At 38.7% G+C, this 14,189-nt stretch carries 11 protein-coding genes; 8 read left to right on the top strand and 3 right to left on the bottom strand.

The genetic code is table 11. The features are described from left to right. The first annotated feature begins 65 nt into the window (after positions 1 to 65). On the top strand, positions 66 to 905 hold the full coding sequence (locus OMO38_RS02050; RefSeq protein ID WP_264748581.1) for a helix-turn-helix domain-containing protein: 840 nt from the start codon (positions 66 to 68) through the stop codon (positions 903 to 905). A 49-nt stretch (positions 906 to 954) separates the two neighbouring features. On the opposite strand, the gene OMO38_RS02055 is transcribed toward OMO38_RS02050, so the two are convergent. Next, on the bottom strand, positions 955 to 2,016 hold the full coding sequence (locus OMO38_RS02055; protein ID WP_264748582.1) for an NADH:flavin oxidoreductase: 1,062 nt from the start codon (positions 2,014 to 2,016) through the stop codon (positions 955 to 957). A gap of 131 nt (positions 2,017 to 2,147) precedes the next feature. Here OMO38_RS02055 and OMO38_RS02060 point away from each other — a divergent pair, with 131 nt between their 5' ends. Both OMO38_RS02060 and OMO38_RS02065 read left to right on the top strand, forming a co-directional pair. Then, the gene (locus tag OMO38_RS02060; protein WP_264748583.1) at positions 2,148 to 2,495 is read left to right on the top strand and encodes a winged helix-turn-helix transcriptional regulator; all 348 of its coding nucleotides are present in this window, start codon (positions 2,148 to 2,150) and stop codon (positions 2,493 to 2,495) included. Between the two features lie 34 nt (positions 2,496 to 2,529). Beyond that, the gene (locus tag OMO38_RS02065; RefSeq protein ID WP_264748584.1) at positions 2,530 to 3,156 is read left to right on the top strand and encodes a chloramphenicol acetyltransferase; all 627 of its coding nucleotides are present in this window, start codon (positions 2,530 to 2,532) and stop codon (positions 3,154 to 3,156) included. Positions 3,157 to 3,190: 34 nt separating this feature from the next. Here the strand turns inward: OMO38_RS02065 and OMO38_RS02070 are convergent, their stop codons facing one another. Further along, positions 3,191 to 3,940 (bottom strand): NUDIX hydrolase, encoded by a 750-nt coding sequence (locus tag OMO38_RS02070; RefSeq protein WP_264748585.1) that lies wholly within the window; start codon positions 3,938 to 3,940, stop codon positions 3,191 to 3,193. Between the two features lie 564 nt (positions 3,941 to 4,504). Between OMO38_RS02070 and OMO38_RS02075 the strand changes: the two genes are divergently transcribed. Both OMO38_RS02075 and OMO38_RS02080 read left to right on the top strand, forming a co-directional pair. Further along, complete coding sequence (locus OMO38_RS02075; protein WP_264748586.1) at positions 4,505 to 6,772, top strand: TonB-dependent receptor; 2,268 nt, start codon at positions 4,505 to 4,507, stop codon at positions 6,770 to 6,772. A 10-nt stretch (positions 6,773 to 6,782) separates the two neighbouring features. Then, complete coding sequence (locus OMO38_RS02080) at positions 6,783 to 9,077, top strand: glycoside hydrolase family 3 protein (protein ID WP_264748587.1); 2,295 nt, start codon at positions 6,783 to 6,785, stop codon at positions 9,075 to 9,077. 15 nt (positions 9,078 to 9,092) lie between these two features. Here OMO38_RS02080 and OMO38_RS02085 read toward each other — a convergent pair whose 3' ends face one another. Next, positions 9,093 to 9,281 (bottom strand): hypothetical protein, encoded by a 189-nt coding sequence (locus OMO38_RS02085; protein WP_264748588.1) that lies wholly within the window; start codon positions 9,279 to 9,281, stop codon positions 9,093 to 9,095. 223 nt (positions 9,282 to 9,504) lie between these two features. Here OMO38_RS02085 and OMO38_RS02090 point away from each other — a divergent pair, with 223 nt between their 5' ends. The 3 genes from OMO38_RS02090 (at position 9,505) to OMO38_RS02100 (ending at position 14,109) form a co-directional block, all read left to right on the top strand. Continuing rightward, on the top strand, positions 9,505 to 10,383 hold the full coding sequence (locus tag OMO38_RS02090) for an alpha/beta hydrolase (RefSeq protein WP_264748589.1): 879 nt from the start codon (positions 9,505 to 9,507) through the stop codon (positions 10,381 to 10,383). Between the two features lie 224 nt (positions 10,384 to 10,607). After that, positions 10,608 to 11,636, top strand: a complete 1,029-nt coding sequence (locus OMO38_RS02095; RefSeq protein WP_264748590.1) for a nucleoside hydrolase — start codon at positions 10,608 to 10,610, stop codon at positions 11,634 to 11,636. Between the two features lie 13 nt (positions 11,637 to 11,649). Beyond that, entirely contained in the window at positions 11,650 to 14,109 is a 2,460-nt protein-coding gene (locus OMO38_RS02100) for a glycoside hydrolase family 3 N-terminal domain-containing protein (protein ID WP_264748591.1), read from the top strand. The last annotated feature ends 80 nt before the right edge of the window (positions 14,110 to 14,189 follow it).

Genomic DNA, 14,189 nt, shown 5'->3' on the forward strand with positions numbered 1-14,189 from the left:
AAAGTTTGTCAATAAAAACAGGTTTTTGCTTGTATAAATCGTTTAACAAGTTGTAAATTTAAACTATGAAACGAAAACAGTTTGAACCTTTGGAGATTGATACTTTCGAAGCAAAAGTGTACCCTTTTCCGAGGCACAGTCATACCTACTACGAATTGGTGTACATTTCAAAAGGTTCCGGCAATCATCATATCAATCAGATTGTCATTCCTTATAAAGCTGGAGATTTATACCTCATTTCTCCCGATGACGAGCATTTCTTTGAAATCAAAAAATCGACCACCTTCTATTTTATTAAGTTTAATGATGCTTATTTTAAAGGAAATAAACATCTGTCTCCGGATCATCTCGTCATAGCAACTCCAACAGAAATTATGAGAAATCATTTGCTGAAAGAAGAAAAACTGATCTTTGATGAACCTTGTAAAACGATTCTTCGAAAGACTGTTGAAAATATATTTCAGTACAGTGATTATCACAGGATTTCAGATTCGCCGATTGTGTTTTTTCAGGTGCTTTCACTTTTCGGCTTGATTCGGGAAGCATCATTAAAACTGAACATCAGAATTGATAACGGAGCACCGCAAAAAGATGATCTGATTTCCTATATTCATCAGCATATTTATACGCCTGAAAAAATCAGAATCAATACTATTTCTGAACATTTTAATATTTCAAAAACCTATTTCAGTGCTTATTTTAAAAGAAATTTTGACGTAACCTACCGAAATTACATTACGGATTACAAACTGAAATTAATCGAAAGAAGAATTCAGTCTGGACAGATGACGATGAAGCAGATTGCTTTTGAATTCGGCTTTACGGATGAAAGTCACTTAACCAATTACTTCAAAAATTTAAATAAGATGAATCCTTCTGAATTTAAAATGAAAAATACTGCATAAAAAAGCAGTTCCGAAATGAAACTGCTTTTATCTAACTATTAAAATTGAATTAATATAATACGCCAAGACTCTCAGCTGAAAAATCTGAAATTTCTTCGGTTCTTCCTTCTTTCACTTTCTGTACCCATTGAGGATCTGTTAATAATGCTCTTCCGACAGCGACCAAATCAAAATCCTGACGCTCGAATCTGCGTAACAATTCAGAAAGATCAGTTTTCTCACTGTTTTCACCAGCAAATGCTCCCATAAAATCTCCGCTTAATCCAACAGAACCTACCGTGATTGTCGGCTGCCCCGTGATCTTCTTTGCCCAACCTGCAAAATTCAGATTAGAACCTTCAAATTCAGGTTCCCAAAAACGTCGTTGTGAACAGTGGAAAATATCTACTCCGGCATCTTTCAACGGTAAAAGCCAGTCTTCCATTTCAGCAGGACTAGTCGCCAGCCTGCTTTTGTAATCCTGCTGCTTCCATTGAGAAAGTCTGATAATAATAGTGAAATCTTCACCTACCGCAGCTCTGATCGCTTTTACTACATCTACCGCAAAACGGCTTCTCTCTTTAATATTTTTTCCACCATATACGTCTGTTCTTGTATTGGTCACTTCCCAAAAAAACTGATCGATCAGGTAACCGTGAGCGCCGTGAATTTCAAGACAGTCAAATCCCAAATCCTTTGCTGATTTTGCAGAAGCTGCAAACTGAGCGATAGTATCTTTGATGTCTTCCAAAGTCATCGTTGATGCTTTCTCCATCGGAACTTCAGGATAAATTTCTGAACTTCTTGTGTCACCAACGTGCCAAATCTGAGGTCCCATTTTACCACCGTTATGATGAACGGCATCAATGACATTTTTCCATCCCTGCAGAGCTTCTGTTCCGTAAAAATCTGGAATATTCTGTATATTTTTCGAAGCAGGACGATTGATTACGGTACCTTCAGATAAAATTAAGCCCACATTAGAGGCAGCTCTTCTCGCATAGTATTCTTCAATTGCTTTGGTAGGCACTCCATTATCAGACTGTGCTCTCGTCATTGGAGCCATTACGAGTCTGTTTTTTATATTTAAATTCTTATATTGGAATGGGGTGAATAACGCGTCTATATTCATTTTTTTAAAATTAATTTAATGATTAAATTCTTTATTGTTACACAAAGTAACTAATAATAGTTTGCTTTTGTATCAAATTCTAAAAAAAAACTAGTAACTTAGCAGTAACTAATAGCTAAATTTAACATAAATTGAGACAGGAAAAGATTAAACAGTGCAGCTGCCCGCTCGGAAAAGCGATGTCAGCCTTAGGCAGCAAGTGGAAACCCATTATTGTGCTGGTCATTAAAGACCGTACATTAAGATTTGGGGAAATTGCAGCGCGGATATCCGTCATTTCCCGTAAAGTTCTTACTGATCAGTTGCGGGAAATGGAAGAAGACAGATTGCTGACCAGACAGGAATTTAAAGAACTGCCACCAAGAGTGGAGTATCATCTTACTGAAAAAGGTCTGGCACTTTTACCCATTTTACATTTATTGGAAGAATGGGAAAATGAATTTGATTTTTCAGAGAAAAAACTCGATGTCACCGTTTAATGTTAATCGGATAAAAAGATTTGCTGAGATTGAAATGAAAGAAATAGATATCGAAAACTGGAACAGAAAAGAACATTTTGAATTTTTCTCCAAAATGAAAAGTCCGTTTTTCGGATTTACTTCTGAGGTCGATTGTACAAAAGCTTATGATAATGCAAAAGAGCATGGTCATTCGTTCTACGCATTGTATCTTTATAAGTCGATGGTTGCGATTAATACAGTAGATGAACTGAAACTCCGAATCGTTGATGGCAAAGTGATTTTATATGATGAAGTGCACGTTGGAGGTACCATTGGCAGACCAGACGGAACTTTCGGATTTTCATTTTTTCATTATTCTGAGAACTTTGAAATCTTTAATGAAAATTTACAAAAGGAAGTGAAGTCTGTTCAAAACTCTACAGGTTTGGGAATCAGCAATGATGTATTGCCGATTAATCATATCAGGCATACTACCATTCCGTGGAGGTCATTTTCAGCCATGCTTCATCCCACCAATTTTGATCCTAAAGAGTCAATACCAAAAATTACATTTGGAAAATTCAGTATCCGTGATGGCAGAAAATATTTACCCGTTTCTATCGAAGCCCATCACGGTTTGGCAGACGGATTACATCTGGCAAAGTATTTTGCAGAATTTGAAAGACAGTTGAGTTTATAACAAAAAAAATCCTGATTTACTCAGGATTTTTTGATTACCAGTTATTCAAACCGTTTTCTAAAGCTTTTTTATAATTTTCTTCGTCAAAAGAGTATAGGTCTGGAGATTTGTGAGCTCCACCACGACGTTGCTCGTCTAACTTTCTGAGAATTCCCAAATTCTTGATTTTTCTGTAGAAATTTCCTCTGTTGAGCTCTTTACCCAAAATCGTTTCATACAATTTCTGCAATTCTGAAAGAGTAAATTTTTCAGGCAAAAGATTATAACCGATTGGTTTATAAGAAATTCTTTCTCTTAAAGCCAGTAAGGCTTTTTCTATAATCTCGCGGTGATCCATTGCCAGTTCAATCTCATTGAGCTGACTTAGATAGATCCACTCACATTTATCACTGTACTCATCAATGATAAGATCGGCATTATCCGGATTGTACAGAGCATAATATCCTATTGATACGAAACGTTGTTTGTGCCAGAGAGAATCATCAAAGTCTTCAAAATAAAATTCACTTCTTTTGTTCTTTCCAAAAACAGCAAATTCTTCCAAATAGACATCAGAAATACCGGCTCTGTCTCTCAAAACTCTTTTTGCGGCATCATCTAGATCTTCATCTTTTTTCACATAACCACCTGGTAACAGCCACTGCTTGCGGTAAGTCATTTGCAGAAGCAGAACTTTAAGCTCACTTTTATCAAAACCAAAAACGACAGGGTCGGCCGACAGATGTGGAAGGTAAATGTCTTTTGCCTCTTCAGATTTCCTTAAAAATTGTTGTTGTGAATCCATATGCTTATTTGTGAGTGTCTAATATGACAAATTTAACATTAAAATATTAAGAATTTCTGAAAAAATACGTAGAGAACGTGATTTTGGGGAATATTTTAATTGATTTTTATCATAGTTTCGCTATGAAACAATGAGAAATTATTGAATATGTATAATTTAAACATCTATAAATCAAATAATTAAATTTAAGATTAAGTTTTATTAACATTTTTCTTTGCAGATTCATCTAAAGCATGTATAATTGTAATGTTTCATATAGAAGCAATAAAAACACACTGCTCGATAAAATTTATTTCAAGATATTTTTGTTTGAATATGTTAGACTACAAGACAGTGAAATTCATTTTCATTGAAGGTCTAAATACAATTTGGAATTAGATAGAATTTTAAATGCATCTACAAGTATTTAATATGATCCAACTGATCAAAAAGCAGGTTACCTAAAATTCCAAAAATTTTTAATGATATAGAAATCACCCAAAAATTGGGTGCAGGAAATGTTGTGCCTTACAACAAGTGATAGAAAAAATAAAGAAAGAGAAAAGACAAACTATATAATAAAACATGAGAAAATCTACACTTAAAATTTCAGCTCTCGGACTGATACTTTCCTTCGCCACAGTTTTTGGACAAGAAAAGACTGACAGTCTTGCAGTGAAAAGCGCTATCAATGCTGCTGCAAAAAATGAAGAAGGCGTAAAAACTGTGACCACGTCTTCCAAAGAAGATAACAATAGAAACGTAATGTTGAACGCAGCCAACAACACGAGTCCAAGAGACGTGAACATCGGTTTGCCATCAACAGTTGGTGGAATTACCATCCTTGAAAACGATTTGCCTGCCGTTTATTTCTTCTGGCCTGAACTTCCCAACAAAACCTGGAGACAGAGTGTAGGCTTGGAAAAAACCGGACTATTGAAAATGGACCAACTAGCCAACACAATGGGTGACCTTGGTTTTGCAGTCAACTCTTATTCTCAAACCGGAACCAAAGATTTTAAATTAAAAGGAAAGTTTACAACGAGTACTTTCGGTTGGCTACAGGGTGACGTGAATGTTTCCGGACCGATTTCTAAAAATGGCTGGACGTACACCGTTGGCGCTTTTGCCAACTTCGACCCGAGCACTTATAAATTGGGATTCACGAGAAATGTAGATGAAACGAAGATTTTCAGAGCAGGTGTTACCAAATATTTTAATGATGATAAAGGAAAAATCTCGATTCAATACAAATACGCAGATTCTTATAGCATTACCAATTACGCCGTTTTCCAATACGGACCGGAAGGTAAAGTAACCGAGCTAGACAATTTCAGAATTGGTAGAGATTCTTACGTGGTGAGAGACGGGCAAATCAAAATGAAAGACATCTTTTCCGGACAAACCTATTGGGCAAATATGGATGGAAATGACAGCAGAAATACTTCTCACAACATCGATATTTTCGGTAATTATTTATTAAACAACGGCTGGAATTTTAAGTTTTCAACGAGAGCACACTTTGCTACCGCGAAATCTTCCAACATCATTCCTTTAAGTATTTTCAATGCTGATGCGGCTTCAGGTTACACGATTGCTTCAACAGGTCAGGCTTACACCGGAGCAGTGGGAACTCAGCTGGCAATGCACACGCCTTCAACACCAATTACCAATATCGCAGGACGTTTTTCATTAAACAAACAATTGGGAAATCACAATGTGACGGTTGGAGTTTTAGAACAATATTATAATATCGATAAATTCACTTCGAACAGGTCGTTTTTCTTCCAGACAACGGAACCACAACCTCAGAGACTGATTGGCCCGACAACGGATGCAGACGGATTTTATAATTACAATGCAGGAGGAGAATTCCACAGTGGAACGGAAAATAAACTTTCAGTGTATGGAACCGACGAGTGGAAAGTTTCTGATAATTTCAATTTAAGCTATGGTTTGCATTTGAAAAACCACATCTTAGACGGAGAATATTCTTTAACGCCGAGAACAGTTGGTTTTAACTTTACAGACCCAAGCCAGTTTAATCAAATCAATCAAAGTTTTTACCAGATTGGAGGTAGTTTGAATGCGACGTACAACATCAGCAAAAACTTCGGTGTTATCGCAAACGCTTTATATACTGAAGAAAACAGAAGACTGGAAAGTTATTCTCAGGCTTTCGAACCGAATACCAACAAAATCAAAAGTCCATTGGGAGCGTTGGGGATTTTCTGGAATACAGATTACATTCAGTTGATTTCTCAGGCGACTTATCTTAAAAAGAACAACAACCTGAACAGATATAACTTGGTCAACCCAGCGAATACGACTCAGGCACAAAACGTTACGGTTTACTATGATATTCAGACCATTGGATGGACAACCGATTTTGTGGTAAAACCTTTCAAAGGATTTAACCTGCATTATCTATTGACTTTGCAGAATCCTGTTTACAAGAAATTCAATTTCAATGCTTTCGGAACGGCTTACGATTACAACGACAACAATGTTTTGGGGGTAGCTAAAGTGTTGATGGAAATCGACCCAAGTTATACGATTGACAAATGGAGATTCTGGGCAAGTTTTAGATATTTCTCAAAACAATATGCGAATCTTACGAACGCTTTATACTTCGCTCCAAGATGGGAAACTTTCGGTGGGGTTAGTTATACGGTAAACAAAAACATCAACCTTGGCGCAACGGTTATCAACTTCTTAAACCAAAGGGGAGCCAGCGGAACCATCAACGGTGCCGAACTGATTACCGATGCCAATCCATATTACGGAAAACTGTTGACGGGAACGTACATTATGCCATTGACAGGTCAGTTTTCTGTAAGCTTTAATTTCTAAAATTTTAATAATGAAAAAAACAGTTTTAAATGTTGCCGCATTATTTTTAGGACTAACAGCGTTTGCACAAAACATTCAAACCGTAACCAATTCCAAAGGTCCGGTTTTAGGATATTCTGCAGATTCAGGCGTGAAAATCCTGACGATTGCAGGAAATAAATTCAAAGATTTAAACAAAAACGGAAAGCTGGATATATACGAAGACTGGAGACTTCCGGTTGACGAAAGAGCAAAAGATTTAGCTTCAAAAATGTCAGTGGAACAGATTGCAGGATTGATGTTGTACAGCGGTCACCAATCTGTTCCTGCTCCTGCAGAAGGTTTCAGGGCAGGAAAGTACAACGGAATGTTCTACAAAGAAAGTGGCGCCAAAGCTTTTGACTTAACAGACCAGCAGAAGAAATTTCTGAAGGACGATAATCTTCGTCACGTCTTGGTAACGACAGTGGAATCTCCGGAAATTGCAGCAAAGTGGAGCAATAATATCCAAGCTTACATCGAAGGTTTAGGATTGGGAATTCCTGCCAACAACAGTACAGACCCGAGACATTCGGCAACGGTAACGGCAGAATTCAATGAAGGAGCTGGCGGACAAATCTCTCTTTGGCCGGACGGTTTGGCAATGGGCGCAACTTTCGACCCGGAGTTGGTGAAGAAATTCGGAAACATCGCCGCGCAGGAATATAGAGCGTTAGGAATTTCAACGGCTTTATCGCCTCAAATCGACCTGGGAACAGAACCCCGTTGGTACCGAATAGCTTATGTTTTCTCGGAAAGTCCCGAATTGACCGCAGATTTGGGAAGAGGTTACATCGACGGTTTCCAGACAACCATCGGAAGTAAAAACGGTTGGGGGAACAAAAGTGTCAATGCAATGGTCAAACATTGGCCAGGTGGCGGACCTGAAGAAGGTGGACGTGACGGTCACTGGGCAATGGGAAAATACGCCGTTTATCCAGGAAATAATTTCCACAACCACGTAAAACCTTTTACTGAAGGTGCTTTTAAACTCAACGGCGGAACCAAAGAAGCTTCTGCGGTAATGCCTTACTACACGATTAGTTTCAATCAGGATACGAAAAACGGAGAAAACGTTGGAAACGGTTACAGCAAGTACTTAATCACCGATTTACTGCGTGGAAAATACAAATACGACGGCGTAGTGTGCACCGATTGGTTGATTACAGCAGACGAACCGAAATCTCCTGGTGGATTTGCCGGAAAACCTTGGGGTGCAGAGAAATTATCCATCGCAGAACGTCATTACAAAGTTTTAGAAGCGGGCGTTGACCAATTTGGAGGAAACAACGACAAAGCCCCTGTTCTAGAAGCCTATCAAATGGGTGTAAAAGAACACGGCGAAAAGGCATATCGTGCAAAATTTGAGCAGTCAGCCGTTCGTCTGTTGAGAAATTTCTTCAGAACCGGATTGTTTGAAAACCCTTACGTAAACACGGAAGAAACCAAGAAAATCGTTGGTAATCCAGAATTTATGAAAGCAGGTTACGAAGCTCAGGTAAAATCCATCGTAATGCTGAAAAACAAAGCCAATATTCTTCCGATAAAAGAAAGAAAAACGGCTTACATTCCAAAGCGATATTCTCCGGCAACGTTCAACTGGTGGGGAATTTACACCGGACCGTCTTTGGAATATCCTGTGGATATCGAAAAAGTGAAACAGCATTTTAATGTGACCGATGACCCTGCGAAAGCTGATTTTGCCTTGGTTTTTGTGAAAAGTCCGCACAGTGAAGAAGGCGGTTACAGCGATGTTGATGCCAAAGAGGGCGGAAACGGTTACGTCCCGATTTCTCTTCAATACCAGACGTACACGGCAACCGAAGCCCGTGAAAAAAGTATCGCAGCGGGAGACCCTGTTCTTGCACCCAACGTACACGACAGAACCTTCAAAAACAAAACTTCTACAGCGACCAATTTCACAGATTTGCTAGCGATAGAAAATGCGTACAAAGCAATGAACGGAAAACCTGTCATCGTTTCTATCACCGCTTCCAAGCCGATGGTTTTTAATGAATTCGAAAAACACGCAGACGCAATTCTGATGAATTTCAACGTGTCAAATCAGGCAGTTGTGGATATTGTGACCGGAAAATACGAACCTTCAGGATTGCTTCCGCTTCAGATGCCTGCGAATATGGCGACGGTTGAAAAGCAGAAAGAAGACGTTCCTTACGATATGGAAACGCACAAAGATTCCGAAGGTCACAACTACGATTTCGGGTATGGAATGAACTGGTCTGGTGTGATTAAAGATACTAGAACTCAAAAATATCATAAGCAATAGTTCATCATAAATAGGTTAATTGATGTCTTGAGACCGGGCATTATGTTCGGTCTCATTTCTTTTTACTAGAATATTTTGGGCAGCTTTTCCGCCTTCCGTTCCCGCTTTTTTGTCATTGCGAAGAAACTGAGTCAACAAGTTGAACTTTTCAGCAATCGCAATAACAAAAAGAGCTCCACTCAAGTCGGGCTGCGTGAGATTCACTGTTAAAATTATTGAGATAAGTCCACGGCATTTTTGTCATTCCGTAGGAATCTCAACAATGCTATTAAATCCTTTGTCTAGATTCCTACGGAATGACAAACAAACTGTTATCTAATTGTTTGTCTTTGCTAAGTGAAACGCCTTTGCGAACTTAAAAACAGTTTAATAATCAAAAAAACCTTAGTCCCGAAACTTCGGGATTAAAAATTAATATCAAATCAAAATGAAAAAATTAATCATAGCAAGTATATTTCTTTTAGGATTAAGCACCATCAATGCTCAAAAATCAATTCCATTATACAAAGGAAAAGCACCAGGAACAGAAAACTGGACGCAGAAAGAAGCACAGCAATTCAATGAATTGTTCAAAACCGAAGTCGTTTTCAATGTAGCGCAACCTTCAATGTTATTGTTCGAAGCGGATAAATCAAAGGCGAACGGAACTGTCATCGTTGTTGCTCCAGGCGGAGGCTTCCAAAGTTTATCCATCAACCGGGAAGGAATTGATGTTGCCAAAAAATTAGCTGAAAACGGAATCACGGCAGTCGTTTTAAAATACAGATTGCTGGAAACAAAATCCAATGACCCGGCCAAAGAAATGATGGAAAACATCAAAGACCGAAAAGCATTTGATGCAAATACAGCTCCTATCAAAGTGATGGCAGGAGAGGATATCAAAACTGCAATTACTTATATCAGAACTCACGCAAAAGAACTGAACATCAATCCTGAAAAATTGGGCGTCATAGGATTTTCAGCGGGTGCAAGTGTAATTTTGGAAAGCGTTCTTCACAGCAAAGATGCTTCAACCTTACCGAATTTCGCAGCTTCGATTTATGGCGGACCAAGTCAGGAAATTTTAGATACTGAAATTCCAAAATCATCGCTTCCAATGTTTATTTGTGCTGCAAGTGATGACCAGTTGAAACTCGCTCCGAAATCAGTTTTGTTGTACAACAAATGGCTGGAAGCAGGACAACCCACCGAACTTCACATCTACGAAAAAGGCGGTCACGGTTTCGGAATGGGAAAACAGAATCTGCCTATTGACAAATGGTCTGATGTGTATTTAGACTGGCTGAAATTCCACAAGTATTTATAAACCTTAAAATTTTACCACAAATCGAAGATTCGACGAAGTCAAAAGTCACAAAAGCTTTTTTGATTGTAAAGTTTGAACACTAAACTTTTTAAAGAGCATAAAAGCTTTTGAAAATCTTTGATTTTCAGCTAATGTGTTCTTTTATTTTCAAAGTTTTAAAACTTAAATCTGATGTGACTAATGTGTCAAAAACTTTTGTGCCTTTTGTGGTTCAACCTAAAACAATGAAATCATTTTTTAATATCGTTTCTTTTTTCGCGGCAATGGCTGTGTCCGCGCAGTCGTCTCCCGTGATTTCAGAAATGGATAAATACGTAAAACCCCGCTATCGTGTCATCGTCGACAACGATTTCGGTGGAGATCCGGACGGACTTTTTCAGCTCGTTCATCAAATCCTTTCGCCTTCTACAGAAATCAAAGGAATTATCTGTTCTCATCTGAAACCAGGCGACCCATTTGATAAATCTAATGTTACCGCTGAAAATGCCGTGAAGAAAGTCAACGAAACGTTGGAGGTAATGAATTTGAAAAACAGATTCAATGTTTTACAAGGTTCCAATGACCCATTGAAAGACTTGAAAACACCCAATATTTCCGAAGGTGCAAAAGCTATCGTTGCAGAGGCGATGAAGGCAGATGTTAAGAATCCGTTGTTCGTCGTTTGCGGCGCAGGCTTGACGGAAGTGGCGAGTGCTTATTTAATCGAACCAAAAATCGCTGACAAAATTGTTGTCGTTTGGATTGGAGGTCCGGAATATCAAGATTTGGCAACGCCACCTCCTGGTTATACGCCTTTAGAATACAATCTTGGAATCGATATCAAAGCAGCGCAGGTTGTATTCAATGAATCCAATTTAAATATTTGGCAAATTCCGAGGAATGCCTACCGACAGACTTTGATGTCTTACTCAGAACTCGTAATGAAAGTAAAACCGGAAGGAAATACCGGTGCTTATTTAACCAAAAAGATTGAAGATTTAATGGAAATGGTTCAGAAATTCAATCTGAAAATCGGGGAGACTTACATAATGGGAGATTCACCGTTGGTTTTGCTGACAGCTTTACAATCATCATTTGAAGCCGACCCGTCATCAAGTTCTTATGTCATTAAAAATGCTCCTAAAATCAATGATAGCGGACTTTACGAAGACAATCCGAAAGGAAGAAAAATCAGAGTTTACACACAACTCGATACCCGATTGATGTTCGAAGATTTCTACTCAAAACTAAAATTATTCAATAACAAAAAGTAAAAAATATAGAATTATGCAGAAGAATATATCAACGCTGATAGGACTTTCTCAGAAAGCAAAATATTCAGGATTATTCCTGGCTTTATTGGCTGCATCGCCGTTTGCGAATGCTCAGACTAAAAATGCAACGGTAACCGTTGACGGAAAAACATTTAAAGATTCCAACAAAAACGGAAAATTGGATGTTTGGGAAGACACAAGACTTTCTGTTGACAAAAGAATCGACGCCATCATCAAGCAAATGACCAACGAAGAAAAGGTTAATCTTTTAATCGGAACCGGAATGCCCGGAATCGAAGTGCTGACAGGTCCTGTTGGTGATTCAAAACAAGGCTTGGTTCCCGGAGCTGCCGGTGGAACAGATTCTTTTGACAGATTCGGAATTCCTGCGACGATTGTTGCAGATGGTCCGGCTGGTTTGAGAATTCAGCCAACCAGAGATAATGATTCAAAAACCTATTATGCTACAGCATTTCCTGTGGGAACTGCTCTGGCATCGACCTGGAATAAAGATTTGCTGGAAAAAGTTGGAAAAGCAATGGGAAATGAAGTGAAGGAGTATGGAGTAGATGTGCTTTTGGCTCCGGCTCTGAACATTCAGAGAAATCCATTGAACGGAAGAAATTTCGAATATTATTCTGAAGACCCATTAATTTCAGGAAAAACTGCGGCTGCGATTGTGAACGGAATTCAGTCGCAAGGTGTTGGAACTTCCATCAAACATTTTGCTGCGAATAACGAGGAAACCAACCGTTTGACCATCAATGCCCACGTTTCCGAAAGAGCAATGCGAGAACTGTATCTGAGAAATTTTGAAATTACGGTGAAAGAATCTCAGCCCTGGACGGTAATGTCGTCTTACAACAAACTGAACGGCGTTTACACGTCAGATTCTAAAGATTTACTGACTCAGGTTTTAAGAAATGAATGGGGTTTCAAAGGAATCGTAATGACCGACTGGTTCGGAGGTTTCCCGGGATTTGAATCGATTAAAGATGGCGGACTTTCTGATGTTGTCAAACAAATGAATGCAGGAAATGACCTGTTAATGCCGGGAATTCCAGCGCAGAAAAAAGTATTGCTGGAAGCTTTAAATACCGGCAAATTGTCTCAGGAAGTAGCCAATTTAAATGCGAAAAGAATTTTGGAATATATTTTCAAAACACCAACTTTCGCACATTACAAATACAGCGACAAACCTAACTTAACTCAAAATGCAGAAGTGACCAGAAATGCTGCAGCAGAAGGAATGGTTTTGCTTAAAAATGAAAAAAATGCATTGCCATTTGCCGATAAACAAAAGGAAGTTTCATTATTCGGAGTGACTTCTTATGCCTGGATTACAGGCGGAACAGGAAGTGGAAGTGTGAACAACAAACACACGGTTTCTTTGTTAGAAGGTTTAAATTCCGCAGGCTACCAATTGGATAAGGAACTGGTTGATTTATATAAACCATTTGCAGAAAAAGAGTCAACTGCCGAAAAAGAAAGCCGAAAAGCAAGAGGCATTTTAGCACTTCCGGGAAGACTGGCTGAAATGAAAATGGACGACGCTTTCCTGGCTAAAAAAGCAGAAACTTCTGAAATCGCTTTTGTAACTTTAGGAAGAAACTCAGGAGAAGGCGGCGATAGAGTGGTGAACGAAGATTTCAATCTGGCAACGGAAGAAATCGAAATGCTGGACAAAATCTCCAAAGCGTTCCACGCAAAAGGAAAAAAAGTGGTGGTAATTTTAAATATTGGTGGTGTTATTGAAACTGCGTCCTGGAAAGACAAAGTCGATGCGATTCTTTTGGCTTGGCAACCAGGTCAGGAAGGCGGACATTCCGTAGCTGACGTCGTTTCCGGAAAAGTAAATCCTTCAGGAAAACTGACGATGACTTTCCCCGTCAATTATTTAGACCACGCATCAGCAAAGAATTTCCCTGGAATTCCTGCGGATAATCCTAAAGAAGTGACGTATGAAGAAGGCGTTTATGTTGGATACCGTTATTTCAATACCTTCAATGTAAAACCTTCTTATGAATTTGGTTTCGGTAAATCTTATACCGACTTTGCTTACAGTAATTTAAAACTGAATTCTAAAACGTTCAATAGTAAATTAGAAGTAACGGTTGAAGTGAAAAACACCGGAAAAGTCACCGGAAAAGAAGTCGTTGAACTATATCTTTCTGCACCTAACCAATCCATCGACAAACCAAAATCTGAATTGAAAGCTTATGCCAAAACCAAAGATTTGAAACCGGGAGAATCTCAAACCATCACTCTGACTTTGAATCCGAAAGATTTGGCTTCTTATATCACCGCAAAATCCGCTTGGGTTGCGGAAGCAGGAAATTATAAAGTGTCTGTGGGAGCGTCTTCGTTAGACATTAAACAAACTGCTGATTTCTCGCTACCAAAAGAACTCGTGGTTGAAAAAGTACAGCACGTTTTCCCTGCGGATAAACAGTTTAAGGATTTAAGACCTTAAATTTTCAGGAGAATTTTCTTTACCCCAACCCTAAAGGGAGGAAAATTCTCATTAAAATTACACCCTTTAGGGAAGGGGAA

It is taken from the genome of Chryseobacterium kimseyorum, from assembly GCF_025971945.1.
GTDB lineage: Bacteria > Bacteroidota > Bacteroidia > Flavobacteriales > Weeksellaceae > Chryseobacterium > Chryseobacterium kimseyorum.

Excerpts from the sequence above, each read along its gene's own strand:
- OMO38_RS02065 (WP_264748584.1), top strand. The coding sequence starts at position 2,530 with ATGAAAGAAATAGATATCGAAAACTGGAACAGAAAAGAACATTTTGAA.
- OMO38_RS02055 (WP_264748582.1), bottom strand. The coding sequence starts at position 2,016 with ATGAATATAGACGCGTTATTCACCCCATTCCAATATAAGAATTTAAAT.
- OMO38_RS02050 (WP_264748581.1), top strand. The coding sequence starts at position 66 with ATGAAACGAAAACAGTTTGAACCTTTGGAGATTGATACTTTCGAAGCA.
- OMO38_RS02075 (WP_264748586.1), top strand. The coding sequence starts at position 4,505 with ATGAGAAAATCTACACTTAAAATTTCAGCTCTCGGACTGATACTTTCC.
- OMO38_RS02080 (WP_264748587.1), top strand. The coding sequence starts at position 6,783 with ATGAAAAAAACAGTTTTAAATGTTGCCGCATTATTTTTAGGACTAACA.
- OMO38_RS02090 (WP_264748589.1), top strand. The coding sequence starts at position 9,505 with ATGAAAAAATTAATCATAGCAAGTATATTTCTTTTAGGATTAAGCACC.
- OMO38_RS02095 (WP_264748590.1), top strand. The coding sequence starts at position 10,608 with ATGAAATCATTTTTTAATATCGTTTCTTTTTTCGCGGCAATGGCTGTG.
- OMO38_RS02070 (WP_264748585.1), bottom strand. The coding sequence starts at position 3,940 with ATGGATTCACAACAACAATTTTTAAGGAAATCTGAAGAGGCAAAAGAC.
- OMO38_RS02100 (WP_264748591.1), top strand. The coding sequence starts at position 11,650 with ATGCAGAAGAATATATCAACGCTGATAGGACTTTCTCAGAAAGCAAAA.